This is a genomic window from Vibrio sabulosilitoris (genome assembly GCF_055391395.1).
Window position 1 is genome coordinate 1,531,404 of sequence record NZ_AP029600.1, and the last position, 25,957, is coordinate 1,557,360.

At 47.8% G+C, this 25,957-nt stretch carries 25 protein-coding genes and 2 pseudogenes; 11 read left to right on the plus strand and 16 right to left on the minus strand.

Annotation, left to right across the window (positions count from 1 at the left end; genetic code table 11):
- Nucleotides 1-27: 27 nt before the first annotated feature.
- Complete coding sequence (locus tag ACZ5R2_RS22360; RefSeq protein ID WP_464902439.1) at nt 28-231, minus strand: hypothetical protein; 204 nt, start codon at nt 229-231, stop codon at nt 28-30.
- Nucleotides 232-500: 269 nt separating this feature from the next.
- Nucleotides 501-2,030, minus strand: coding sequence for a SulP family inorganic anion transporter (locus ACZ5R2_RS22365; protein WP_464902438.1), 1,530 nt, complete (start codon nt 2,028-2,030; stop codon nt 501-503).
- A 174-nt stretch (nt 2,031-2,204) separates the two neighbouring features.
- Here ACZ5R2_RS22365 and ACZ5R2_RS22370 point away from each other — a divergent pair, with 174 nt between their 5' ends.
- Nucleotides 2,205-2,699 carry a nuclear transport factor 2 family protein gene (locus ACZ5R2_RS22370; RefSeq protein ID WP_464902437.1) on the plus strand — a complete coding sequence of 165 codons (495 nt, stop codon included), beginning with the start codon at nt 2,205-2,207 and terminating at the stop codon, nt 2,697-2,699.
- A gap of 568 nt (nt 2,700-3,267) precedes the next feature.
- Here ACZ5R2_RS22370 and ACZ5R2_RS22375 read toward each other — a convergent pair.
- From ACZ5R2_RS22375 to ACZ5R2_RS22390, 4 genes are all read right to left on the minus strand, one after another.
- Nucleotides 3,268-4,248 (minus strand): DUF4382 domain-containing protein, encoded by a 981-nt coding sequence (locus ACZ5R2_RS22375; RefSeq protein WP_464902436.1) that lies wholly within the window; start codon nt 4,246-4,248, stop codon nt 3,268-3,270.
- A 153-nt stretch (nt 4,249-4,401) separates the two neighbouring features.
- On the minus strand, nt 4,402-4,860 hold the full coding sequence (locus tag ACZ5R2_RS22380) for a TadE/TadG family type IV pilus assembly protein (protein WP_464902435.1): 459 nt from the start codon (nt 4,858-4,860) through the stop codon (nt 4,402-4,404).
- The gene (locus ACZ5R2_RS22385; protein ID WP_464902434.1) at nt 4,857-5,294 is read right to left on the minus strand and encodes a TadE/TadG family type IV pilus assembly protein; all 438 of its coding nucleotides are present in this window, start codon (nt 5,292-5,294) and stop codon (nt 4,857-4,859) included. The genes ACZ5R2_RS22380 and ACZ5R2_RS22385 overlap by 4 nt, the downstream gene beginning before the upstream one ends.
- Nucleotides 5,291-6,598, minus strand: a complete 1,308-nt coding sequence (locus ACZ5R2_RS22390; protein WP_464902433.1) for a TadE/TadG family type IV pilus assembly protein — start codon at nt 6,596-6,598, stop codon at nt 5,291-5,293. Before ACZ5R2_RS22390 ends, ACZ5R2_RS22385 begins: the two co-directional genes overlap by 4 nt.
- Nucleotides 6,599-7,272: 674 nt before the next feature.
- Between ACZ5R2_RS22390 and cspE the strand changes: the two genes are divergently transcribed.
- The 3 genes from cspE to ACZ5R2_RS22405 all read left to right on the plus strand — a co-directional run bounded on the left by cspE (nt 7,273) and on the right by ACZ5R2_RS22405 (nt 9,175).
- Complete coding sequence (cspE, locus tag ACZ5R2_RS22395; RefSeq protein WP_464902432.1) at nt 7,273-7,479, plus strand: transcription antiterminator/RNA stability regulator CspE; 207 nt, start codon at nt 7,273-7,275, stop codon at nt 7,477-7,479.
- 234 nt (nt 7,480-7,713) lie between these two features.
- Entirely contained in the window at nt 7,714-8,070 is a 357-nt protein-coding gene (locus tag ACZ5R2_RS22400; protein ID WP_438456901.1) for a YibL family ribosome-associated protein, read from the plus strand.
- Nucleotides 8,071-8,281: 211 nt separating this feature from the next.
- Nucleotides 8,282-9,175: a DMT family transporter gene (locus tag ACZ5R2_RS22405; protein ID WP_464902431.1), complete on the plus strand. Its 894-nt coding sequence runs from the start codon at nt 8,282-8,284 to the stop codon at nt 9,173-9,175.
- A gap of 19 nt (nt 9,176-9,194) precedes the next feature.
- Here ACZ5R2_RS22405 and ACZ5R2_RS22410 read toward each other — a convergent pair whose 3' ends face one another.
- Complete coding sequence (locus tag ACZ5R2_RS22410; protein ID WP_464902430.1) at nt 9,195-10,118, minus strand: LysR family transcriptional regulator; 924 nt, start codon at nt 10,116-10,118, stop codon at nt 9,195-9,197.
- A 156-nt stretch (nt 10,119-10,274) separates the two neighbouring features.
- Between ACZ5R2_RS22410 and ACZ5R2_RS22415 the strand changes: the two genes are divergently transcribed.
- From ACZ5R2_RS22415 to ACZ5R2_RS22425, 3 genes are all read left to right on the plus strand, one after another.
- Nucleotides 10,275-11,126 carry an enoyl-CoA hydratase/isomerase family protein gene (locus tag ACZ5R2_RS22415; RefSeq protein WP_464902429.1) on the plus strand — a complete coding sequence of 284 codons (852 nt, stop codon included), beginning with the start codon at nt 10,275-10,277 and terminating at the stop codon, nt 11,124-11,126.
- Nucleotides 11,127-11,410: 284 nt separating this feature from the next.
- Entirely contained in the window at nt 11,411-11,890 is a 480-nt protein-coding gene (locus ACZ5R2_RS22420) for an aminoacyl-tRNA deacylase (protein WP_464902428.1), read from the plus strand.
- A 163-nt stretch (nt 11,891-12,053) separates the two neighbouring features.
- On the plus strand, nt 12,054-12,485 hold the full coding sequence (locus ACZ5R2_RS22425; protein ID WP_464902427.1) for a hypothetical protein: 432 nt from the start codon (nt 12,054-12,056) through the stop codon (nt 12,483-12,485).
- A gap of 121 nt (nt 12,486-12,606) precedes the next feature.
- Here the strand turns inward: ACZ5R2_RS22425 and ACZ5R2_RS22430 are convergent, their stop codons facing one another.
- The gene (locus tag ACZ5R2_RS22430) at nt 12,607-14,220 is read right to left on the minus strand and encodes a methyl-accepting chemotaxis protein (RefSeq protein WP_464902426.1); all 1,614 of its coding nucleotides are present in this window, start codon (nt 14,218-14,220) and stop codon (nt 12,607-12,609) included.
- A gap of 403 nt (nt 14,221-14,623) precedes the next feature.
- Entirely contained in the window at nt 14,624-15,334 is a 711-nt protein-coding gene (locus ACZ5R2_RS22435; protein ID WP_464919458.1) for a hypothetical protein, read from the minus strand.
- 456 nt (nt 15,335-15,790) lie between these two features.
- On the opposite strand from ACZ5R2_RS22435, the gene ACZ5R2_RS22440 reads away from it, so the two are divergent.
- Nucleotides 15,791-17,917 carry a methyl-accepting chemotaxis protein gene (locus tag ACZ5R2_RS22440; RefSeq protein WP_464902424.1) on the plus strand — a complete coding sequence of 709 codons (2,127 nt, stop codon included), beginning with the start codon at nt 15,791-15,793 and terminating at the stop codon, nt 17,915-17,917.
- A gap of 15 nt (nt 17,918-17,932) precedes the next feature.
- Here ACZ5R2_RS22440 and ACZ5R2_RS22445 read toward each other — a convergent pair whose 3' ends face one another.
- The 5 genes and pseudogenes from ACZ5R2_RS22445 to ACZ5R2_RS22465 form a co-directional block, all read right to left on the minus strand.
- Complete coding sequence (locus ACZ5R2_RS22445; protein ID WP_464902423.1) at nt 17,933-18,466, minus strand: YgjV family protein; 534 nt, start codon at nt 18,464-18,466, stop codon at nt 17,933-17,935.
- 10 nt (nt 18,467-18,476) lie between these two features.
- Nucleotides 18,477-19,238, minus strand: a complete 762-nt coding sequence (gene kduD / locus ACZ5R2_RS22450) for a 2-dehydro-3-deoxy-D-gluconate 5-dehydrogenase KduD (protein ID WP_464902422.1) — start codon at nt 19,236-19,238, stop codon at nt 18,477-18,479.
- A gap of 270 nt (nt 19,239-19,508) precedes the next feature.
- A complete protein-coding gene (locus ACZ5R2_RS22455) occupies nt 19,509-19,838 on the minus strand; it encodes a hypothetical protein (protein ID WP_464902421.1) in 330 nt (109 codons plus the stop codon).
- Nucleotides 19,839-19,853: 15 nt separating this feature from the next.
- Nucleotides 19,854-20,489 carry an RpiB/LacA/LacB family sugar-phosphate isomerase gene (locus tag ACZ5R2_RS22460; RefSeq protein WP_464902420.1) on the minus strand — a complete coding sequence of 212 codons (636 nt, stop codon included), beginning with the start codon at nt 20,487-20,489 and terminating at the stop codon, nt 19,854-19,856.
- Nucleotides 20,490-20,819: 330 nt separating this feature from the next.
- A pseudogene (locus ACZ5R2_RS22465) lies at nt 20,820-21,052 on the minus strand (SDR family NAD(P)-dependent oxidoreductase); the annotation flags it as partial.
- 196 nt (nt 21,053-21,248) lie between these two features.
- On the opposite strand from ACZ5R2_RS22465, the gene kdgR reads away from it, so the two are divergent.
- The 3 genes and pseudogenes from kdgR to ACZ5R2_RS22480 all read left to right on the plus strand — a co-directional run bounded on the left by kdgR (nt 21,249) and on the right by ACZ5R2_RS22480 (nt 24,708).
- On the plus strand, nt 21,249-22,034 hold the full coding sequence (kdgR, locus tag ACZ5R2_RS22470; protein WP_464902419.1) for a DNA-binding transcriptional regulator KdgR: 786 nt from the start codon (nt 21,249-21,251) through the stop codon (nt 22,032-22,034).
- A gap of 90 nt (nt 22,035-22,124) precedes the next feature.
- A pseudogene (locus ACZ5R2_RS22475) lies at nt 22,125-23,994 on the plus strand (DUF294 nucleotidyltransferase-like domain-containing protein).
- 3 nt (nt 23,995-23,997) lie between these two features.
- On the plus strand, nt 23,998-24,708 hold the full coding sequence (locus tag ACZ5R2_RS22480) for a 3'-5' exonuclease (RefSeq protein WP_464902418.1): 711 nt from the start codon (nt 23,998-24,000) through the stop codon (nt 24,706-24,708).
- Here the strand turns inward: ACZ5R2_RS22480 and ACZ5R2_RS22485 are convergent.
- Both ACZ5R2_RS22485 and nrdG read right to left on the minus strand, forming a co-directional pair.
- Nucleotides 24,701-25,108: an ACT domain-containing protein gene (locus ACZ5R2_RS22485; protein ID WP_464902417.1), complete on the minus strand. Its 408-nt coding sequence runs from the start codon at nt 25,106-25,108 to the stop codon at nt 24,701-24,703. The two genes, ACZ5R2_RS22480 and ACZ5R2_RS22485, sit on opposite strands and share 8 nt — an antisense overlap.
- Before the next feature lie 232 nt (nt 25,109-25,340).
- The gene (gene nrdG / locus ACZ5R2_RS22490; protein ID WP_464903687.1) at nt 25,341-25,808 is read right to left on the minus strand and encodes an anaerobic ribonucleoside-triphosphate reductase-activating protein; all 468 of its coding nucleotides are present in this window, start codon (nt 25,806-25,808) and stop codon (nt 25,341-25,343) included.
- Nucleotides 25,809-25,957: the final 149 nt, after the last annotated feature.

Sequence of the window (25,957 nt, forward strand, 5' to 3'; positions counted from 1 at the left end):
TTTCAGCGAGATTTGCTTGGGTAAACGCTAGTTTACTTCTTTAATGCTGATATTCGATGTGGTGGTATCAACCAATAAACTCCACTGTTTATCGAACGCTTCCACCAAAACAGCATATTGATTGGGAAACCCTTTCAGCGGTGCTGATTTAAGGTTGTCGATATAAGCGGCAGGCAGAGAATATTGACGCTCCATGTAACGCTTTACTTCGATAAAATGTGTGTTCTTCATTGTCGATGACTTCCCTAATGACCTTAATACTTCTCCAAATGCTGTGACTAATACAGCTGCGAGATAGAGAGTAAACGAAGTCTATGAATATTTTATGTACCCACTTATCGCACTGTCACCCATGCCATCAAGCAAACCAGATTGAGCTAACAAGTATCAAGGTTGGTTAACTTATATTGAAAAAAAACGCAGACACCAAAACAGTATCTGCGTTTTTTGAGCCTAGGCAGCTAGGTACCGATTCTCTCTGAGGATTTAATCTATTTCAATCAAGCGGAGGCTGAAGCTTGCGCAACTTGAACCTGAACTAGGTCACCCGCACGCTCTAGGCGAGCCTGACACTCATCAGTCAACCCAAGCAGATATAGACTTTTCCCCTGCGCCTTAAAGTTACCACTCAGCTTATGGATCGCTTCCAGGGCAGAATGATCAGCTAGGCGTGCGCGACTGAGGTCGAGACTGACTTGCTCAGGTGCCACTTTGATATTAAACAGGCTGTGAAAGTGGGTCACTGAGGCAAAAAATAGCACGCCCTCTAGACGATATACCGTACCCGTATTATCTGTGCTTTCACTCAAGGTTAGACGTGTTGCTTGGTCCCAGGCAAAGCGCAGCGCTGAAACCAAGACGCCGACAAACACCGCCAGAGCAAGGTCAGTGAACACAGTCACCACAGTTACCAGCACAATAACGAATACATCAGCACGTGGGACTTTGCGGATCATGCGCAGACTTGCCCATTCAAAGGTACCAAGCACCACCATAAACATCACCCCAACCAATGCAGCCAATGGGATCATCTCAATAAGGTGAGAGCCAAACAAGATAAAGCCAAGAATTGATAACGCACACGTCGCACCCGATAAGCGCGAGCGACCACCTGAGTTTAAGTTGATGATGCTTTGGCCAATCATGGCACAGCCGCCCATACCACCAAAACAACCCGAGACGATATTAGCCGCGCCTTGTGCGACACATTCACGGTTTGGTTGTCCCTGAGTTTCGGTGATTTCATCAACCAGGTTAAGGGTAAGCAGCGACTCCAATAAACCCACTGCGGCCAAAATCAACGCATAAGGGAAGATAATGCTCAAAGTCTCTAGACTCATTGGCACGGTTGGTAGACTGAAGCTTGGCAAGGTACCGTCTAATGTTGCCGCTGGGTTACCCGACATGCTGCGAACAAAATCAATCACGGTTGCCGTTTGCAGATCAAACCCATGAACCAGTGCAGTCACCACTAGAATCGCGACAAGTGATGCAGGAATCGTGCGGCTAAAGCGCGGCAGAAAATGGATAATGGCCATAGCTAGCCCCACCAGACCAAGCATCATCATCATTGGGGTGCCCGACAGCCAGTGCCACTGCCCACTTTCGAGTGTTTGGAACTGCTGCAGTTGAGCCAGAAAGATCACAATCGCCAAGCCATTAACAAAGCCGAGCATCACGGGATAAGGAACCAGCGCAATAAAGCGGCCTAGTCGAAGAAAACCAAAGGCCAACTGCATCAGCCCCATCAAGACCACGGCCGCAAACAGATATTCGACACCATGCTGGACCACCAGCGCGGTCACCACAACGGCCAACGCACCCGCACCACCTGAGACCATGCCTGGACGGCCACCAAAGATCGCGGCAATAAAACCAACGATAAAGGCCGCATAGAGGCCAACCATAGGATCGACAGCGGCAACAAAGGTAAAGACCACGACCTCTGGCACCATGGCCAAAGAGACCGTGAGGCCAGCGAACAGATCGGCGCGAGCCGACGCGTTAGGGTTACTGCGTAATTCAAACATCGATGCGAAAGACTCCAGATCAAAAAAGCTACGCAATGTAGCAGCCCAATGCACGAATGTAAAATAAAGGGGCGAGGGGTTCATTGGACCACCAACAAGACATGCCCCATCAAGCCGCTTCATCTTGACTATACTCTTGTGACCAATTAATACCCGGAACAAGGATATACCCTAATGACGTTAACGCGCTCTCTTGGGCTACTTGCTCTACTTTTTACCCTGCATCTACCCACCGCTCTCGCTGATGGGCATGAGATGCAATCCAAACAAACGCTCGAGGTCGCTGAGGCCTTTCTAACCGCCGCAGGCACTGGCGATATGGATACTCTTAACAGCCTGATGGCTGATGATTTCGTTTGGCATAATGAAGGCGACAGTGATATTCCCTGGATCGGTAATTGGGAGTCTAAGGAGACGGTGCTTAATGAGTTTATGCCGCTGTTTGGTGCAGGGCTAAGCGTGACCAGTTGGACAACCGACTTTAGTTTTGCCAACGGCAATCAGGCTGCTTTTATGGGCACCATGAGCGCGATCGTCAACGAGTCGGGTGTCGATACCGGCACCTTTAGCTGGGCGGTGCGGGTGCATGTGGAGGACGGTAAGGTGAAAAGCTGGAACTGGTTTGAAGACAGCTACGCCGTGTCTAAAGCTTACCACAGCGAGAAATAGTGCAGACTGAAAAATTAAATGAGAACAAGTTCCCAGTGATCTTATTCTCATTCGCCTACCACTTACCGTTGCTGTTGTGCCACTCAGACCGGGGCGGGATCACCTGAGCAAAACAATGAGGGAGTTTTTCAGATTAATAATAATTTTGGCGATAACAGTCAGTTTACATGCTGTCATCATTTAGCATTCTCAATAGATAAACTGATGATTTTATTACTACAGTGCTTGAGAATAAGCATCAAATCGAATGTTAATCACGTAAGTTCAGATTATTAGATACGCGATTTGTAGATTGGATTGTCACTATGAGGTGGGCAAAGCGCGAGCTATATCGAATATCAAACAAAATCATATAAAGCCAATTGCACAATGTAGATTAATTGTTAATACTTTGTTTGCTCGAAAGGTAGACATATGATCCACATAAGCCTGTTTTGTATGCAGTTCGAGTATAGACCTAGCAACTGACGTTTTTGAGCCTAAGTTGGCTCACACATGATTGTGCCAACCACCGTTTGTGGTTGGCTTTTTTGTGCCTTACTATTTTATAAAGTCAGGCGGTTATAAATTATTGCGTTTCGCGGAAGTTGTGCTCATATTCAACTGTTGGCTCGAGCGTGATCTCTGCAACTTGCTCGCTTGGGTTAGCGATCTTGATGAAATCATATTGCACTGGATGATCAACGTGTGCACTGCAGGTGAACGCAACCGTGTAATCGCCTGCTGGAATAAAACCAAAGAAGTAGTCACCGTTTTCTAGCACGCCTACAGATGCGTATGGTTCAACGTAGTTTTCAGGCAATGGCAAATCATCATTGTACTCTTCATCGTTTACGTCAATGTTATCAACCAGTGTACCCTCTGCGTGATCGTGTCCTTGGTAGAGGTAGACAAAGTTACCACTGTCTGCCATACAAGCATCACCTTGGGCAAACAAGGCTTGGTCGACATTACCGAAAAGTGAGGTCGCCGCACCATTATCAACAATTTTCACGCCGTGAGGCTTAAGGATATAGCCGTTGTTGTTGCCAGAGTTGCCACGCAATACTAGTGATTTACGTAGATCAAATTCTATAGTAAAAGCTTGCACAGTCTCAGAGGTCACCTCAAAGCCGCCCAGTCGCAGCTTGTCGCTAGGTACTTTTAGATCGTGACGGCCATTGGCAATCACATAGTTGAGATCGCTGTTTCCTTTTGAGGTGGTGTGCACGATCAGCTCTTTGTAATTACCAATTGCAATGCGCTCATCAGAAAGGATCAGGCGTGAATCATTACCTTGGTAAGCAAGCAGATCCACCTGCTGGTATTCCTGTTCTTCATCGGTATCCACTACGTTTAAGAAGTAACGTTGGCCATTTTCGTGGATCAGCTCAAGCGCATCAAACGCAACAACGACATTGTCGGCCTCATCAACGGGGGCATCAGAGACACTAAACGAAACCAGCGCTGTTTGTGTGGGCGTGGTTTCACCACTCGAAGAGTCGCTGCTGCTGTCACAGCCTGCCAACAAAAAAAAGGGGATACATGCGAGCAAAAGTTTCGTTTTCATGTTTAACGATTTCCATAATGATGAGAAAAACGGAGCCAAGTGTAGCCAGGCTCCACTAAAGAAACGTCAGGTGAATGTGCGGAGATTGAAAATCACCCGCAATATGATGCTTTGTGTATGGTGAGTTCCACAAATCCCTTGCCGAGAGATCGATTAGCAATCAGTGTTACTTTCACCGGAGATCGGCACTAAGCCTAAGCTCTCGTTGGGGATGGTAGTTTCAAACGGGGGAATGGTCATCAAGCCATTTTCACCGAGAAAGTTGAGTATCGCGATAAATTGATAATCGAGGTCGACGGCTCTAGCTCTTACAAAACGCACGTCCTCAGAGCTGGGACTGGCTAGAATATTGGCATTCTCATCAAGATACTCTATTTCGATATTAGCAGCAGAGACACTGTTCATGTAGCTATTGTCTGCGACAAAAGTACCAATATCACCATCACCAATCTGACACACCGCCGCCATCCGCGCGGCTATGCGTGTTGACTCGTTAACCGATTGCAGAGTGAAGACGAAGTGTCCAATCGCAAAGATCGCCAACAGCACCAACATCAAGGTGCTAGCTATCAAGGTAAACTCGAGAACTGCTAATCCACGAACTTTTTTCATAGACTTAATCTCATCACAGTAGAAGCATTCATCGGAAGTGCTAGAGAAGTGCCAGTGAAGGGCAGAGTACTCATTAGACTTGGCGTGAAGGTGTAGGTGGCCGTTACCGTAACAAACACATTGTCGTCACAAGTGATGCTGACATCACCCGTTGTCCAGTCATCGAGCAGCGCGGTGCTTCCATCGCTTAGCGACCCGTTAACAACCAGTTGCTTTATAGTGTCTTGCTGAGAAAGCAACACTGCACAGCCAGACGTATCAGATTGGGCGGATGCGTAACGCGCCCCAACCCGGACCGCTTTGCTTAATGTGTTGTAATCAACCATCATTCTGGCAATCTCAGTGACAGCGACCAAGAGCAACAACAGAATTGGCAGTGTCGCGATAAATTCAACAGCGGCATAGCCGTCTTGTTTCTTGCTAATGCGTATCATGATCCACCTCCTACCGAGTTTGGATCCTTAAACAACACAATGCGTGTCAGCCCCGTTTCACTCCCGGACACACCACCTTGCTGGACCGTACAGGTGTCAATAAACTCACCGAAAATACCTTGTTGACCTGCGCCCCCGCCTTGGCCTCCACCATTACCATTGCCCCCACCATTACCGTTGCCGCGTGCATTAGAGTTGCCATTACTTGAAGACGAGGCATAGCGCTGGATCATAAAAAAGCAGCCGATATGAGTAATCGTAAATTCAATCTTACCGCCCTGCTTCGAGGCACTATCACAATCCAATATAGGCACTGGAAGAACGCGACGCCACGCAGCACCACTGTTTGACGTACAACTTTCATCGTCTAAACACGCCTTTGTTGCAGACTCATAATCGTCATACGTCCACTTATCGAGTAAGTCGTTGTACTCACCAACTGTATCAGTCGTCAAAGCCGTCTCTGGTTCGGTGGTAATGAGATCAGGTGGGTAGTAAATACCATCGAGCGTTTCACCATCAAAACGACTGTCAATGCTGGACGTTGGACCTACTGCATTGCCTGGCTCGGAGTCAATATTGTCACCTACTTCAATACTGGTTACCACTTTACCGATGAGCGCATCGCTGACATCTGATTTACCACTACCGACATCAAGCAAGTGGAAGTTACCCGCCCCCAACCCATCGGGATCATCTGATTGACTTCCGGTCTTGATTTCGTAGACCTTACCCACCTCGTAACCCGCCGGACCAACCGACTCATCACCTTCACACATCCCTATTGGTAATACGTTACCACTACCGTTTATATTGACAGGCCCAGCCATCGCACTGGCAGACACACTCTTTGTTAGCCCAAAAAAGCTCAACAAGAACTCGGTCAGCCCAACATCATCAATTTGAACTCGGACAAATATGTGGTCGGTTGAAGATGGGAAGGTGGACGAAAACCCACTATTCGGCGAGCTTGAATATTCAATCGTCACCGAATTTAGGCTGGTACCATCATCATTGGCGGTCAACTGAATCTCTTCGTTTCCAGAAGCTGCGGCGATTTGATTGTACGACTGAACAATCGCCGTTTCGGCAGAGTCCTGACTGTTGAAGCGATTTGCTGCACTGGCGCCAGAGAGTGCCATCGTATCGACAGCATTCTGCAACCGTGTTTGATTGAGGATCAAATGTGTGGCATCGACGGCAAGGGCAGAGACCGCTACCAATGCCAAGAGTGCCACGGTCACCATAACTGCGACGAGCCCTTGCTGTTGCTTGGGGCTTTTAAGGTTCGCTCGTGTTGTCATAAACCGTCCCTTGGCTGCAATGACTAATAAAGCCAACCATCTTGCTTACATCGATTCGCCTCTATGGGCTCTCATGGGTAACTCACTACGATTCGCAGCCGATGAGTCGCACTTCCCATGCTCGGTTGCTGTGGCCGACCATTCCCTTGTTTGAACCAGACATACGTGCCGCTCAAATCTTCTTTGTTCAATCTAGTTCATAAGCACAGTTTCTCAATGTCAGAATCGACTCTATTTCATCACCTCACTAGGAAAATACGCTGTGTTTAAATTTTGCATCTAGTTGAAATCTCTAAAGTAAGATTTTTGCTGCTCAATGGCCCAAAGGAACGTGCATTAGAATAGGTTCTTCTATTCGATACACTCACTGCCGCCCATTAACATTCGCGTTATAGATTGATAGAGATCACCCAAGAGAAGTTCCTGTTGTAAATACAGGGGGTTATCTTTTGAAAACACCTCGTCTTTCAGTGAAATGAAAGATTATTGACAAATGACTTTCCTGCTGTATAGTAGCTGTTGCTCTGTTGATAGAGTTGTTTTTGAAATACCGATACTGTTCGTCGCTCTGCTGTTACTCCTACGTGAAAGCACCAAAACGACCCTAGCGTTATTGTCGTCGAAATAATTACTACCACTAGTGCATCACTTTAATTTTTTATAGGAGACAGATTATGTCTAAAGCAACTGGTACCGTTAAATGGTTCAACGAAACTAAAGGTTTCGGTTTTATCTCTCAAGACAACGGTGAAGATCTTTTCGTTCACTTCCGTTCAATCGTTACTGACGGTTTCAAAACTCTGAACGAAGGCCAAAAAGTATCTTTCGACGTTGAGAGCGGCCCTAAAGGTCCTCAAGCGGCTAACGTAACTCCACTATAAGTTACTGCCCTTAAAAGCGTTTCAAAGCCTTGCTCTTGAGCAAGGCTTTTTCGTTTCTGGGCCTAACCACTCGCGCTTTATACCCAAGTTGCTTTGCCGAAACTGCCTCTTGAGGCCACTCTTTCAGGCGACTCCTTCGGGCGACTCCTTCAGGCGACTTTGGTATACAAATTAGAACAACATACAAGCTTGTGCTAGACTCGCACACCTTTCTGAATCACCGAGACCAAATAGATGACCATTAAAAAAGAGCTACAGAACCTCAACAACCGCATTGATACGTGTCAGCGTAAGCTTGATGCCGCTAAGTCTCGTGGTGATCAGGAGATGATTACCAAGTTTACCGATGACTTGGATAAACTGAGTAAAAAAGCAAGCTCACTGAAGCACAAGCAGCAGTACGACTTGAACAAAGAGCGTAAGAGCTTGCTAGACATGCCTTTCTCGCGCGAGATCACCAAGGCAGAGCAAGCGGATATGGGTAAACTAAAGCGCTCAGTAAAAGGACTTATTGTCGTACACCCAATGACCAAGCTTGGTAAAGAGCTGCGTCTTGAGGTGATGACAGGTTTTGCGCCAAAGAAATTCTAAACGTCGCTCGCCCAGACTATCTAAAGAGCAGACCAAGGTCTGCTCTTTTGCTATTAGAACAAACGACACACCTCGCCTGCCTTACATCTGCTCCCCCACCGTCACGCCCTCAAAACTAAACTATATTTTAATAGTAAAACTTTATTTGATGCCTATGCGCTGTGACGGGTATCGCGTATGATACCGCCTCCCTATTGCTAAGAGACCCATCATGCCTAGTCAACTTATCGCCAAGGTGCCAACCGGAGTGCGCTTTATGCTCCTCTCTGCACTTGGTTTTGCCCTTATGTCCGCCTGCGTTAAATACGTCAGTACTCACGGTATCCCCGTGTTTGAAATCGTGGCGGCACGCGCATTGGTCTCGCTGATCATCAGCTACCTCGACGTCAAACGAAAGAAAATCTCAATCTGGGGCAATAATAAGCGCTTACTGTTAGCACGCGGAACCGTTGGCACAATGGCTTTGATGTGTGTCTACTACTCTGTGACCACCCTGCCACTTGCCGAGGCGACCATCTTGCAATACGTTCACCCGGTATCGACTGCGCTACTCGGTTTGCTGTTTCTCAAAGAGCGCATTCAACTGCCGACGCTGATCTGCATTGGATTATGCTTGCTCGGCCTTTTGGTCATGGTTCAACCGAATATGGCCGGTAACCAAGCTCAGGACTTACCGATGTTTAGTGTGATGATTGCATTGCTTGGCGCTATGGGCAGCAGCGTGGCGTATATCATTGTCAGAAAGCTCAGCCGTACCGAGGACAGCTCTGTGATCATCTTCTACTTCCCTCTGGTCGCCCTGCCCGCGTCACTGCTACTCGCATGGCAAGATTTTGTCTGGCCAAGTCTATACATTACCGGCGTGCTGGTGCTGATTGGGATATTCACCCAAATCGGCCAATACGGTCTCACTAAAGCGATGCAGACCCAAGCCGCGGGACAAGCCTCTGCGTACTCTTACATTCAGATCGTTTTCTCAGCCTTGATTGGGGTATGGGTCTTTAATGAGTTACCGTCGGTCTGGACTTATATGGGCGGTGGTCTAATTATCACCGGCGCATTGATCAATGTCTTCGGTCGCCAGTTACGCCTCAGTAAAAGTTAATAAAAACATCAGGTGATCATCATAGATGATCACCTTCTCGCTCCCATATCGGTGGACTACCGATTTTCTCGACTAAGTAGTCGATGAATACACGCACCTTCATACTCACTGCATTCGCCTTGGGGTAAACAAGCCAGATCGCGGTTTGATCGTCTATCTCATAGTCAGGCAATACCCTCACCAAGCGACCCGCTTTAATATCCTGCGCGACACTCCAAAAGGCATGCATTGAGACCCCGGCACCTGCAAGGGTCGCTATTCTCATGCTAGTTCCATCATCGCACACCAGTCTAGCTTTGGTTGTTTGCGGTGGAAATGCCATCATATCCGGTAACTCATCGCCGCTGAGCATGCGTTTTCGATTGGCCTTGAAGGCGATCAATTGATGATTGGCCAATTCGTCAGGATGAGAAATAAACCCATGCCGCGATAGGTAATCCGGTGAAGCGCACAAGATACGTCGATCTGGCGCAAGCTGACGCGCGCGCAGGTTACTGTCACTGACTGCGGTATTTCGTAAGGCAAGATCGATACTGCCCTCGATAATATTGATTTCTTGATCGCCCAACTTTAACTCAATATCCAAATCAGGGTAGCGAGCCAAAAATTCAGGCAAAATAGGCATGATGTAGAGCTGGGCGAAGGTGCTTGAAGCGGCAAAGCGTAGCACACCCGAGACCTGATCGAGCTCTGAACCAATCGCGGCGAGAGCAGCATCGTGCTGGGCGAGGATCTCTCTCGCATAGGGTAAAAAACGCTCCCCCTCTGTTGAGAGTGCTACTTTGCGCGTTGAGCGATGAATGAGATCGGTCCCGATTTGATTCTCAAGTTTAGACAGTCGAGCGCTCGCCATTGCTGGTGCAAACCCGAGCGCGCGACCAGCACCACTGATATTAAGCATTTCAGCCACTTTGACGAATAAACGCAGTGTCTCTATTTCCATAACCGGTTATGGCGCCTCTTCACGTAGAACATTACTAGATAATCGACATGAATTGATTATATCGCAATTGCTAATTCTCTTTTCCTCACTCACGCATACACTAAACTCTCGACGCCCTCTAGTTTTAACAGTGACCAAACCAATGAGGATCGCAACATGGAATACAAGAACTTCACCACGTTTAACGTTGATATCGATGACGGTATTGCTTGGGTAACCTTCGACTTCCCACCAGTTAATGTTCAAGGGCAAGAAATGCTGGCTGACTTATCAAGTTTGGCACTGCGACTGGAGCGCGACCGTGAGGTCAAGGTCGTGATCTTTCAATCCGCTCACCCAGAGATCTGGGTCTGCCACTACGATACCAACCTACTAAGAGATATGTCTAAACAAGCAGTATCTCGCGATGAAGCCAAACTGCTCGACCTGCAAGCTGTCCTTGAGCGAATTAGTAAACTGCCTCAAGCAACAATTGCCAAAATTGAAGGCTTTGCACGCGGGGGCGGTCATGAGTTTGCGCTTGCGTGCGATATGCGCTTTGCCGCCCGTGGCAAGTACAAGTTTATGCAAATGGAAGTCGCGATGGGTATCTTGCCGTGTGGGGGTGGTGCGTCACGCATGGCTCGCCAAATAGGATTAGGTCGCGCGCTAGAAATCATTCTAAGTGCCCGTGACTTTGATGCCGACGAAGCCGAAGCCTACGGCACCATAAATAAAGCGCTTGAACCCGATGAAATCGGCGAATACGTAGAAAATTTGGCGCGCCGAATTGCCAAATTCCCCGCAGAATCTATCAACGCCTGTAAGCAAACCGTCTACGAGTCGATTGATAAACCCATTGAAGAAGCACTCAAAGCCGAAGCCTACTGGCTCTACCAAGCCACCAGCCAAACCGCCGCTATCACACGTTTTACCTGGGCTGATGAGCAAGGCGCACAGTTCGAAATCGACAACCAACGTAATTGGAACGACCTAGTCATCAACATCCAAAACGTAAACGACGATTAAAGCGTAAGCTTTAATCAGGGGCGAGGAGCGGGTTACACTTCGTTCCGAGGAACGAGTAGTAAATCACATGTTTTTAGGTCCTTGCATCCCGAATAGCTAAAGCAGCACTCGGACGTCGCCCTGTCTTTAAGGGCGATGTTCAAGCCAAACTCCGCCTCTGTGAATGAAGCACTTACCACACACGCAAAACTCCTCGCTCCTCGTAGGGCGAAGCCCGTCCCCGTACCTCGAACCTGTGTCTACGCTATAATTGCAAATAAGGTCCCAAACACTCGGAGGTGTGTATGACCATTGCAACGCGATTAGACCGATACTTGGTCGAACATGACATCCAGTTTAATACTGTCACGCACAAACACAGTAATAGCTCTTTGCAAAGCGGTGGGGCGGCGGGCATTCCATTAATGAACCTTGCCAAGGGTGTGGTACTTGAGGATCATGAGGGGCGTCATATGATGGCCGTCTTACCCGCAAATAACAAAATTAGCCTGTCTAAGCTCAATGATGTCTTTAATGCTTCATTTCACTTGGCGAAAGAGCAAGATGTGTATCAATTATTCAAAGACTGCGACCATGGTGCTGTACCTCCGGTAGGGAGCCCGTACCATATGACCACAGTGTTTGATGACATGCTTGGTAAGTTGGATGAGATTTATTTAGAAGCGGGGGATCACAAGACCCTATTGAGGCTGAAAAACAAAGAGTTTCACAAATTAATGGGGCACAGCAAGCATCTGCGCTTCAGCAGTCAAATCTTCCATTGATATCAGTTGGGGCGAAGTAATCTTCGCCCTACAAACGCAGTTGGTTCTATTAGTTTTACAAAGCGCCTTATCTTACCGTATAGTCACACAATAAAAATGTGCTTAATATCAGCGCGTTATTGTATTACTATGCACCCTCTTTTTAGCTTCTTTTAATACTTTCATGAAATACTTCATTCAACTACTGGCACTGTTCAGTGTCTCTTTCGGCTGCATGGCGAATAGCCAATTTGGTGCAGGCCTCGGCTTTCAATTTGGCGAGCAAGAGATTGACCATGATTGGGATGATGAGCTTGGCCTACATGCGAGCTTGATCGTTAACCAACCTGGTCGCTTCTACGCAAAAGCAGCATCCGACTTCAGCCACTTCCACTCGGTGACAGGCGGTTACAGCATCCCACTCAACACCTTAGTCGGCGGAGCAAGCTTTGGTATTGGTGGTGGGTTTATTGACTACCGCTACAGTGATGACAACTGGTTGTTCTCCATGATGTTTACCGCCAACCAAACCTATCACAACATGGGGCACGGCGGCGCTATAGAATTCAACAGCGACAGCATCATGATCAACTACTTCGTTACTTTTATAAAATAGCTCACGCTATTTTAAGTTGCGGGGAGCGGGTTTCACTACGTTCCGAGGATCGAGTAGTTCAACACACTCTATGAACTACTCGTACCCCGTAGCGAAGCGTACTCGAACCTCGTCCCTGTTTTTACAGTTTGAAGTAGCTTAGCTGCTGTTTGAGATCTTCGGCGAGCGTTACCATTTCTTGGGTTTGGCTGGCTAGGTGATTGGTGGCTTGATTGATTTCACCGGCTGACAGGTGAATGGTTGAGACATTTTCACTCATCTCATTGGCAACGGTGCCCTGCTGCTCTGCTGCGGCTGCGATTTGCGCCACCATGCTGTTGGCTTGACCTAGGGCGCCTTCCATACTATCAAGCGCCTGTTTGGTTTGGTTAGCGGCTTCGACTGTCGAGCTGATATTAGCATCGTTTGCTGCCATTACCTCAACAACCTGGTCGGCTTGGCTATAAAGGTCGTTGATTGTCTTTTGCACCTCGTCAGTCGAGGCTTGTGTGCGACTAGCGAGGTTACGAACTTCGTCCGCGACCACGGCAAAACCTCGTCCTTGCTCACCCGCTCGAGCTGCCTCAATCGCCGCGTTTAACGCAAGTAGATTGGTTTGCTCAGAGACTTCGTGGATAACCTGCACTACAGCACCAATATTATCAACGCCCTGCTTAAGCTGCGCCATCAGATGAGAGGTCTCCTCAATCGAACTTGATATTGCCGCGACCTCCTCAAGGGTCGAGTTCATGCTGGTACTACTCAACTGAGCTTGCTGGGCAACATCGTTGGTGCGCTCGGCGGTTTGCTCTGCATTACATGCAACATCTTGAACGGTGCTCGACATCTCTGTCATCGCCGTTGAAATCTGCTCTAATTGACTGTTTTGTGAGGCAATGCTTACGGCGGTTTGCTCACTGGTTGAAGCAATGTTTTCCGACAACACCTGAGCTTTGATTGAGGTCTCCGAAGACAACTGAAGTGTTTTACGCATTGTCGTTTGCATATCACACAAACTCTTTGACAGCTGACCCACTTCATCTTTTTGAACCAGTGCAATCTTATGTGTCAGGTCACCACTGGCCATCACATTTAGCTTACCAAGCAACACCTCTATCGGCTTAGCGACAGTCCGCGCAACGACCATATTCGCCCCAAACATGATGACTATAATAGACAATGCTAAGCTCATCTGGATCACAATATCGTCAATAAAGGCGTCATCGATATCCGAAACAAATAAGCCAGAGCCAAGAATCCAATCCCATTCCGGGATATAGCTGACATAAGAAATCTTGTCATGGCTTTCGCCACTTGGCGCAATCCATACATAATTCAATGCACCCTGTCCAGAAGTGCGAGCGATTCGTGACATTTCCTGCCAGTGGTAATTACCCGCACCATCGCGGATATACGTCATGTCATTACCCACAGAGCCAGGTCTCAATGGGTGCATGACCAAAGTATTGGCCGTATCGGTAATCCAAAAGTAATTAGTTCCCTCATAGCGCAGCGATGAGAGTGCCTCGAGTGCTTGCTGCTGCGCCTGCTCGTTCGATAAGTCACTACGGTTACGATAATATTCTGCCAAAGAGATGGCCGTTTCGATTTGATCTTGTAACTTCTGATTACGCTCAACCAATTGCTGGTCTTTTTGCACCACGAGGCTAAACACACTCATGAGTACAATCAAAATCGCGGTCACTAATACCATCAACTGCAACTTAAGCTTGATAGATATATTCTTTAATCCCACGGCTTCCCTCTCTTGTTTTTATAAATTTGTCACTATTATTGCGCACGCTGCAATGGGTTTATGGGGCGAACACGACAATTTTACTCAATACCGACTGAGTAAATGTTACAAATTATTGATATTCCTGTAGTAAAACGGCTACCGTCCATCGTACCTTAAGCCAAGCTCAATAAAGTGTGACCGCTCCCGCAGGGAACTCGCATAACGCGGTAAATTACGGGCAGTTAGGTGGCGGTATCACTCTGGTATATAACAATAAAAGAGTGCTAAAAGCACCTGTACCCAAGTGACCTCAAGATGCAGGATTCAGAGCCTGTATATTAGCTCCCTTTGGGCGAGTTTGCTTGGGTATAGATGTGTGTCATTTTGACCGAGGAAATGTCGTTTGGCTATGCGCGGCTCGTTAGTGTACTATTCCTAGATAATACCTAAGCTCCTTCGCAATCGCGTGACTTTTTATAAGTGAGGCCCCCCTGATATTAAGTATGTCTTGCTCAAGAATGTTATAGGCCGCCTCATCGAGCGAAGCATCTGCCACGCGCAAGGCGAATAAATCTGGGGTCAGCTCTGTTTTATCTGCCGTCTCAATACTATGACCGATTTCATGTGCGAGAATAAACACCTCAAAGGTCGACCTTTCGGTGCGTATTCGGTTCATTCCGATGTAACCTCGAAAGTCTAAAATAACCACGTTAGGTAGACGCGCTTTCACAGTTTTATCCGTCAAAGTAATATCATAAAACCGACTGCCTAGCGTGTAATCCGCATTTAACTTGATGTAGACAAACTCGATCACATCCTTAACCCACCGCTCCTCAACGCAACTATTTAGCGTACTATCGAAGTAGGCTTGAATTTCAAGCGCACTATGAGACTGGTTAACAATCAGAAAGCAATCGTCGTCAAACATCGGTGCTGTATAAGTCACCACCTGCCCGCGTTTAACTCTGCGCGCAATGTCTGAGTACTCACTCCACAAGCTTTGCTCAACCTCCATCTGACTAACTTGCTGCGCGTAATCAGTTGGCCCAGAGTGGTTTGGGGATACAGGTGGGTTGTACTGTGCACAGCCGACCATCAACAGTGTCATTATCAAAGCAAAAAGGCGGAGCATGTCGACATACCAAAGTCAGTATTTGCTTTGATAGTCGTCACACTTCGAACATTGCTCAATCGACAACTGCCACTAAAAAATTCTTTCTATATCAATGTACATACAATGATATAAATCTCAGATTCAGATTAGAGACAAACACAAAATAGACTGAAACACGGTGTAAGAGTAATGAGATTAGTGGCAAAAACACATCCGGCTCACTGTCGCCTCCTATCGGGCCAATGGCTGATCATGCGAGAGATAAACCAAGCTTAGGTAGCGAGGGAATCGCTCTCAGAGCCACTTGCACCAAAAAAGGGCTGCGCACCAATATGGCCCAGCAAAAGAATGATATTTGCTCACAAATAGAGCAAACATTCAGCATAAAAGTTCATTTCCTCTATTTACATCTTATTTACCTTTGGAATAATTATTGCTTAGTGTTTGAATTAATGGATTTTTCAGGAAGGATACATGGACTTATCTCAAGAAGAACGTCACTGGTTGAACTGGTTTGGGGCAACTGGAAAACTCGCGATGCGCACAGCCTGCTTTCAAAATCGCCACCGCACCCGAGAGTTGGAACAGACCTTTGATAGTATCGCTCAAACTCGTGTTCACCTGCTCAATACTTGGGTGAGTAACCAATGGAACTTTCTCCACGATGCCGGGCTCTATCTTGCTAGCCGAGGCTCTGACAAAGCCGCAGAAACTCTGCTGCAGTTGCTCAATCGAGGGAAGGACTTCTCTGAGCTGTTTATCACCGATGAACAAGGGGTGACGGTCGCTTCGAGTCATTCTCAACACATCGGCCAAACCATTACTGATCCAATCGCGCTGAAAAATGGATTTTCACAGCGCTACCTACACGGCCCTTATGTTGACAGACGCACGTTAGACACCGGCTCTTCAAGCTCCTCGTTCCACGATGAAGTTACCTTGATGTTCTACCTCCCCTTTACCAATGAGGACGGCAGTTTCGGCTGTCTCTGTGGTCGCGTTCCTAACGATGTCATTGGTGACCTAATTCAGCGTGAGGCCGGGCATATTTACAGCGAGTCGGGCGACAATTACCTGTTTATGGTTAAATCGGTGCACGACCCTAGTATCCAACCTGGCACAGCCCTGTCGCGCTCGCGCTTTGAGGACAACACCTTCTCGCACGGTGAGAACCTCAAACAAGGCGTCAACACCGACTGGGGCAGCGTCAAGATCCAGCGCCACACTGAGTTTGAAATTCGCTTCACCGATCCGGCAACCAATCAGCTCCACCCTGGGGTACGCGAAACAATTAAAAACGGCAGCAACCTGTTTGTTGAGTACCCAGGGTATTCAGACTATCGACATATTCCCGTTATCGGCAAAGGTGTGACGTTCCAACTTGAGGGCTCATCGGATACCTTTGGTATGATGTGTGAGTCGGACCTTGAAGAGGTATATCGCGATCGCAGCATTGACTATAAACTGGCCAAGCAGTTTACCTTAGGTATGGCAGTAACCTTGTTTACTCCTTTTCTTATCAGCCTTTGGTTTGGGCTAGGCGCGCTTGCACAGGGTGGGCTTATGTTCCTGTCCATGCTGCTCAGTCTGATGATATTTCGCCTGACCATCACCAAACCTCTCGCCGCCAAAGTCCATAACATGACCCTGGTGATGCAGACTCTGGCCGAGGGAGATGGCAACCTTCGCCAGCGATTGGATCCTACCACCTTTAGTAGCGATGAGTTGGGCAGTCTTGGCCGCTGGACCAACAGCTTTATTGACAATCTTGATGGGATCATTAGTGAGCTCGTATTTGCCAGCAACGAGGTTAAACAGGTATCACAGTCGATGTTTCGTCGCAGCCAAGCGATGGGCAGTGTCAGTGATGAGGCGTCCTCTGCGCTGAATAATATGCTCAACCTAAGCCAATATCAGCAGCAAGAAATCACCAATGCTAATGTCTCTGCAACCCAGATGGATGCAGTAATGAAAGAGGCGGTGCAAAGTGCTGAGGAAGAGTCAGAGCAAGCAGCGGCAGGAATGGCAAGCGTGCGCCAGATTGTCGAACGTTCCGCAAACAGTGTCAACCAAGTCAACAGCGAGATGGAAAAGGTCTCGGACATCATTAACCTCATCACTGATATTACTGCACAAACTAATTTGTTGGCGCTGAATGCCGCGATTGAGGCCGCCCGCGCCGGAGAGCATGGGCGTGGGTTTTCTGTGGTCGCCTCTGAAGTGAGGACACTGGCTGATCGTACCTCAGAGGCAGCCAATCACATTGGTGCCTTGATGAAGCAACTACACGAGAAGTCAGCACAAGCGGTTAACTATATGGAGCAAGGTGTTGAAAACGTTAGTAACGGCAACTTTATGGTCGATTCAACCGAGCGCAGCGAACAGATGCATGCTGCGGTTTCCGACCTGTTCCAAACTATCTCGAAATTGGATGAAAATAGCTTGGAAAATAAGGCAACGGCGGATAAAGCTCAGAGCTCGGTACAAGAGCTGCAAGGATCGACTAAGCAACTCTCTCGCCGTGTCACCTTGATGAGTAACGCCCTAGAGCGCCTAGAGCAGTTGATTGGCCGCTTTGAGGTAAGCAGTCAAAGCGCCTAATGCTGCTAAGAGAGCCTATACGGGCTCTCTACTTTCATGTTCACCCACTGACTCGTCACCAGCCTGTTTCATCAGTCGACTCATGGTCACTAAGTTAACGCTGATCAGGGTCACTTCAAGTAAGCTGCCACCAATCGAACCGACCATGATATTGTTGGTTAACCAGCACAAGGCACCAACCAGAAAGCCCACCCTCATCGCAACGCCTTTCAGGGCAAATACGGTATAAGTCCCAATCACAGTGCCTAGAACTGGCCATAGATCATTAGGCGAGTCCATCATGTATAGGCCACTACCAAGGCTTATGGTGATGAAGACCAAGGCGACCTTAAATGAAGAGGTGTAGATCGATGTGGCCGTACGACAAGCGGATAACGCTGAGCTAAGCACTGAAATCATCGAGCCCAATAACAAATAATGGATCAGATGGTTGAAGTGAAAAACCATCATCAACGTTTTGAGTTTCTTGTCGTCTTTTTGATAAAAAGTACACACACCGAGGGCAAAGCTCACAAACCCTAGGGCCTGAGCCATCATCATGCTATCCATCGTTCAAGCCCTAACGCGCCAACCAGCCGCCATCGACAGCCAGTGTATGACCATGCATGTAGCTCGCCGCATCTGAGGCTAAGAACACACAAGCCCCAGCCAAATCTTCCGGCGTGCCCCAGCGTGCGGCAGGGATGCGCGCTAAGATCTCTTGATTCCGCTGGGCATCATGGCGCAGTGCCTTAGTATTATTGGTTTCCATATAACCAGGCGCAATCGCATTGACATTGATACCGTATTGCGCCCATTCATTAGCCATCAGGCGGGTTAAGCCCATCAGGCCGCTCTTAGAGGTGGTATAAGAAGCTACACGAATACCACCTTGGAAAGAGAGCATTGATGCGATATTAATGATCTTGCCACCGCTCTGCTGAGCAATGAACTGTTTCGCCACCGCTTGAGAGAGGAAAAATACCGTCTTGGAGTTGGTATCCATCACCTCATCCCAGTCTTGCTCGGTAAACTCTAGTGCCCCGCTGCGGCGGATAATACCGGCATTATTGACCAAGATGTCAATGCGACCCACCTCAGCAATGGCTTGCTCAACAATCGCTGCCAAGCAGTGACTATCACTGAGATCGGCGCGGATATCAATAAACTTGCGCCCAAGTGCTTCAACTGACGCTTGAGTCTCTGATGGCTCTGAGCGATTGACAGCGACAATATCACAGCCAGCCTGAGCGAGACCGATGGCCATACCTTGGCCCAACCCCGTATTGCACCCGGTTACCATGGCCACTTTCCCTTGCAGGTTAAATGCATTAAGAATCATATTGTCTATCTACCTTTTCACAATCAATGAAAAATGCGAGGAGCCATCTACTTGGCAACTTTTTGGAGATAGGATTCTATTTGTATGATAAATAAAAGCAACCCCAGGTTCGCAAAAAATAAACCATAAGTTCAAATTTCCTCAGTAGCACGCACTTGTAGTGCTAAAAACACAACAGCCAGCCCGAAGGCTGGCTAAAAAGCGCTTATTCAATATTAGACGTTATCTCATTGTGTTATGGGCCAGTGGATAACAAAAACAGATCATCCACTAGTCAATCGCAGATAGGCTGCCTACGACTAAATCGTAGCGATAACGGCACACCTCAGTTGGGCTTTCGATATTGAAGCACACTGAGTCTTGTTGCCATACCACGCCCACTAAGCACTTGTCTTGCTGCGCTGAAAGATCATGTAAGACTGCAACTTTAAGCTGTGCTTGAGTCGAGCGAATCAAACTGTAGGCCAACTCTGAGGTTGCTGGATTGTCTGGCGCGTTACCCGTCAGCACATCAACGTCACTATCACACACAAAGTGTTGGTTGTAAGCCGCTTGGTTTGCAATATCGTAGCCTTGGGTGAAGCGCGATTGCTCTTTCACAAACTGACTGAAAAATTAGTCGATTAGAGACCTAACGTACTCAGCAATCTCTGGCACTTGGCAGTTAGAGAAGAAGCACTCTTGGAACTGTGTGCTGCCTACGGCTTGCTTAACTAGCTCTTGGTCGATAGCTTGTAGAGAAGCAACTACGTCTTTACATACTGCTGTTTTTACGTCGTTTAGGATTGCTGCGTTTGCTTGTTGTGGTGCTGCGCGCTCGATTGGGTAGCCTTCGCCACGATTGCCATTGAACGTTTTCTCGAAGATGTAACGAACGTTTAGCTCACCGGCCCAGCCAAAGCCCTTAGCGAATGCTAGAGAGATAGCGTTGCCATTGTTGATTTGGTTGAAGAGGAATGCATCTGAAGGTTCAAGGCAGTAACCACATACCACACCTGGGTGTAGGTTGCTTGCCATCATTGCGCCTTGGCCAGTACCACAACCTGTTACGATGAAGTCTACTGCTTTTGAGTTCAGTAGGATGCTCGCTTGGATTCCTAGGTGGATGTAAGTTAGGTGATGATCGTTCTCATCTGTCATACCTACATTAAATACTTCGTTTCCTAGACCACCAGCAACAGTTTTAAGCTCGGCCGATACCATTGCGTTTTTTGGTGCTTGGCTGTTTTCCATTGTTAGTGCAATTTTCATTCTATGCTCCTGCGGTGTCCCGCGAACTAGTTAGATAAAGTCTTTACGCATTGGCATAAAGTTCACGCTAATCAGAGGCAGCTCAAGCAAGCCGCTACCGATTGATCCTACAATAATATTATTGATCAGCTAGCAACTTGCGCCAATCTAAAAGCCAATTCTCATTGCGATTCCTTTGAGGCAGAACACAGTAGAGGTTCAAAGCGCTGACTCAAGGGTTGACCAGATGTCGTAAATAGACTCCTTTAAGTAAATTCCACTCACGATACTGATCGAAATGAAGTCTACTGCAGCAAGTAGGTAAGTTATATAGATCGACGCGGCGGTAAGCAGCGCGGCTGTTTTGTTAGTCACCATGCAACCGGGTGCTATCGCGTTTACATTGAGGCCGTGGCTCGCCCACTCGTTCGCAATCAGGCGAGTCACACCTATTACAACACGCTTTGATACCTTGTAAGAAGGAACGCGGATACCGCCTTGGAAAGACAGTATTGACGCGATGTTGATAATCTTGCCGCCTCAACATGCGCAATCATTTGCTTAGCTACAGTAAGAGACATGAAAACAGTGATTTCGCCTTTAAAACGTCATTTCAATTTGATTCAAAACACTCCTTCAAAAGAGTTGACGCAGAGCTTCTTTTTGTATGACAAGTGTATTTTAGGGTTTCAAATTTTTAAAAAGCTTTTTTAAAATTAATGGAATCAACACCGCCCCTTGATATAATGCGGGCCAAGCAGAGCTAACAAAGGTTTAAACATGGAAAAATCAACGCAGCCGGAAGCCGTTTCTTCGGTGCTCAAGGTCTTTAACATCTTGCAAGCGTTAAGTGAGCAAAAGGAAATTGGGGTTTCTGAACTATCACAGCGTCTAATGATGTCGAAAGCGACCACCTATCGCTTTCTACAAACGATGAAAACATTAGGCTATGTCTCTCAAGACGGTGAGGCGGATAAGTACTCTCTGACGTTACGCTTATTCGAGCTTGGCGCGAAATCGCTCGAGTATGTCGACCTTATTGAGCTGGCAGACAAAGAGATGAAAGTCATTGCAGAGCAAACCAACGAAGCCTTGCACTTGGGCGCATTTGATGATGATGCGATGATCTACATCCACAAAATCGACTCAAACTATAATCTGCGCATGCATTCCCGCGTTGGACGCCGCAATCCACTTCACACCACGGCGATTGGTAAAGTCCTGCTGGCTGAGCGTGACGAAAACCTTGTACGTGACACCCTTTCTCGTATCGATTTTGTCAAAAGTACCGACCGCACCCATGAAAATGCTGATCAATTGCAGGCTGAGCTAGCAATCGTCCGTGAGCAACACTACGGTGAGGACAACGAAGAGCAAGAGCCGGGGCTCCGCTGCCTAGCCGCCCCTATCTATGATCGCTTTGGTAGTGTGATTGCCGGGGTATCTATCTCATTCCCGACGATTCGTTTTGATGAAAAGCGCATGTCTTACTACATCGGCTTGCTGCACAAAGCGGGTCGTAATATCTCTGAGAAACTGGGTTATAAAAACTACCCAGTACAGTAGAAACTAATACCAAGTGTACAAGCAGCATTCGGTGCTGCTTTTTTTACCACTATTTTTCTATATGAAACAGTGTTTTAATTTGGAGTTCTAATGGGTTCATCTGTCACACCAAACATTCGCGATTTTCTCAACCGCCTCGACCCTTTCGACAAACTGCCTAGTGATATTGTTGAATCGCTCTCTAACGCTGTAGTGGTAAAGTACCTAGCTGAGGGAGAAACCATCACCTTCAGCTCTCTGTGCAATATGCGTTATCTGTATATCATCCGCACCGGCGCCATCGAGCAGCGAACCCAGAGTGGTCAGCTACGTGCTCGCTTGGGCGCAGATGATCAGTTTGGCTTTACCTTTCTTGAGCCTCTAAAGAAAACCGAGAATGGTTACCAAGCTCAAGCAATTGAGGACTCACTGCTGTATCTGATCCCGCATCAGGTATTGGTGCGTGTCTGCGAGCAGCACCCAGAATTTGCCGATTTCTTTGCGGCAGCAGCAAACGTCAGATTAAGCTCTGCGGTTAACAGCGCTGTGCGTAAAGAAGATAAGAGCCTGTTCTTTCGTCAGATCGGTGAAGTTGCAAGCCGTAATATTGCCATTGTAGACAGTCAAGAGTCGATCAAATCAGTGGCTAAAATCATGTGTGGTAAGCAGCGTAGTTCGTGCGCGGTGGTGATGCGCGATAACGAGATTGTCGGCATGGTCACCGACCGGGATATGACCCGCAATGTGATTGCCGCGGAGATCCCGACCACGGCACCAATTGCTGAGGTAATGAATGCCTCGCCAATCTTGGTCAATGCCGAGGACAAGGTCATTCAGGCGATATCTTTAATGCTGCAATACAACGTTCGCTGCCTTCCGGTGCTAAAAGAACGGCAAAGTATCAGGGCTCTTGACCACCACTCACCTGGTGCACAACCATAAGACTCAATCGCTGTTCTTGATTGAAAAAATCAAGTATGCAGACTCCCTTGATGCCTTAGTTGCCCTAAAAGAAGAGAAACAAACCATCTTTCAGGCGCTGGTAGAGAGTGGTATTAGTGCCGAAATCCAGGGACAGGTAATGTCGATGATCATGGACGCCTTTACCCGCCGCTTAATTCACCTCACTGAAGAGTTACTTGGTCCTCCCCCGTGTGACTACGCATGGATGGTCGCTGGTTCTCACGCACGCAATGAAGTCCACATGCTATCGGACCAAGATAGTGCTATCGTGCTTGCTAGAGAGGTCAGCTCTGATGAGCAGATGTATTTTACCCACCTTGCGATGCGCGTTTGTAATGGGCTCGCCGCCTGTGGTTACCCATTGTGCGATGGTAAATACATGGCGGCCTCTGCCAAGTGGTGCCAACCCGTCTCGCGTTGGAAAGAGTACTACCAAAAATGGGTCTTGAGCCCGGAATACAATCGACTACTGAGCATCAGTGTGTTTTTGGAGGTTCGAGCCATCCATGGCAACGGTGAGCTGGTTGAACACATTCAAAGCTATATGCATGACTGTATTCATAAAAACCCACGTTTTATAGCAGCATTAACCCGCGATGCGATAGAGACTCAGCCACCACTGGGGATCTTTAATAGTCTGGTACTGGAAAAAGAAGGCAAAAACAGCAATACCCTCAATATTAAAAAGTTTGCGCTTAACTTAATCATCGACCTAGCGCGTATTTTTAGTCTCTCAGCCGGTGGCTCTATCACCGGGACTGAAGAGCGCTTTCGCTACGCCGCAGAACAAGGCACGCTTTCTCATGAGGGCTGTGAAAACATCATCGGTGCGTTTCGTTTTATTACCCATGTCCGGTTTCGCCATCAGCTCAGCGCGATATTGGCAGGCAACGAGCCTAATAACCATATCAGCCCAGACCAATTCAGTAGCTTTGAGCGTAAGCACTTAAAAGAAGCCTTTAAGATCATCAGCGAGCTGCAAGATGCAGCAAAACTCAAGTTTGTGAAGGGGAGCTAAGAGATGTTCAAGCGTTGGTTCACTAAGCTCAAGCCACCTTGTCAGGAAAAGCGTCGCATAGCGACGACCATTCAACCAGAATGGAGTCGCGCGCTTACCGATTACCTGCAAACCCCGCAGCCATTGTTGGGTGAAGAACTCGATCAGCAGCAGTTCGTTGCATTAGATTTTGAGACGACTAGGTTAGATCCAAGCCACGATCAAATTCTATCGATAGGTCTCGTTCATTTCACCACCAGCGAGATTGATCTCGCCAGTAGCGCAGAGTGCTACCTGAGCCATGGTCAATTTGTAAAGCATGAGAGCGCGCAAGTTAACGAGATCACCGCTAACCAACTCAAAGACGGTCTGCCTGCCATTGAAGCACTTAATTGGCTACTGGAGCAGATTAAAGGCAAAGTGGTGATCGCTCACTGCGCCACTATCGAGCGCGATTTCCTTCACGCACTCCTTGATCATGCTTTCGGGCTCAATGCGCTACCCTGCCACTTTATCGATACCATCGAGCTTGAAAAGCGCCACAGCTATGCGGGTCGTACTCGCTCGCATGCCAGCTACCAGCTCAATGATCTGCGCCAGCACTACCATCTGCCCGACTATAATGCCCACTCCGCTGCCAGCGATGCCTTGGCTTGTGCTGAGCTATTTATGGTGCAACTGAGCAAGTTCAAACTCAAAACCAACACCAAACTTGCTGAGGTTACGCTTACGTAAGCGCATCTTTGGACAAGGCACTGAGTAGGGCCAAAGCCTGCTGCGCCTTGGCTTTAGGCACAAACACATGGTCATGGTAGTAGGCCGCAATCACGTTGGCACTGATACCATGCTCGGCCAGCACCGATGCTACGGCCGCTGTCAATCCAACGGCCTCGAGACTCGAGTGCACAGTTAAGGTAATGCGCTTGAACACACCCTGATAAGCTAGCTCAGCGGTATCAGCCTCAGTCTGACTCAACACCCAAGTGATGCCCTCTGCTTCTCTAAAGGTCGCGAGCGGCTGAATATCAGCCTCAACTCCGGCTTGGCTATCTAGCACACAGAATACATAATCCTCGTCTCCGAGTTCAGGCTGTAAACTGGCCAAAAGTTGCTTGAGATCGGTTTCTCCACTCATTAAAAGTTCCTTTTTTGTCATTAGGTATAAATCCGTTTACTTTGAAAGCAGCCACCGGTAGTGAAACAAAAGTCCAAACCGAAATAATAAGGAGCGAGTTTCGAGGACGGGCTCCGCCCTACAGGTACGAGGGGTTCATCTGGTTTGGTTGAGCGCCGTTGCAGTTCACTTTCCAACCAACCACTCGCTACTCGAAGCGAAGCGAAGCGGCCCCGCCCCTCGACCCTGTATTTTACAATGTAAATGTGTGGATGATTTGGTTACTTGAGCCGCGCCAATCTAGGCTTGGGTCAGCTTTTTCTTGCTCAAACTTTCCGTCAATCAGGGTATCAATAAACGGCAGCACCTGCTGCTGGTGCTCATCTAACTCATCGAGTTTATAGCCTGTCCAAACCCAGATATCTTTGTCTGGACATTCGCTTTTCACTCGCTTCACGATACGCAAGATATCGTTGATATTAGCTGGATGGAGTGGATCACCACCAGAGAGTGACAAACCGCGGCGCTTGATACGCTCATCTTTGAGATCAGCAATAATCTGGTCTTCCGCTTGCTGGGTAAATGGTACGCCAGAGTTGAGGCTTTGCGTCGATTGGTTGTAGCATCCGCGACACTGATGAACACAGCCCGAAACAAATAAGGTGCAACGCGTACCGGGTCCATTGACCACATCAATTGGATAATATTGGTGATAATTCATTTCGTTACCATTAACTGCATCGGTTGGGGATAGGATTAGCTCAGTGAGACAAAGCCATGAGGCGCTAGCAGAAACAACACCGACCTCACGCGAGGCCGGTATTTTGCTCATTATTTAGCCGCAAGGCAACTATTTTGTGTAAATAATCG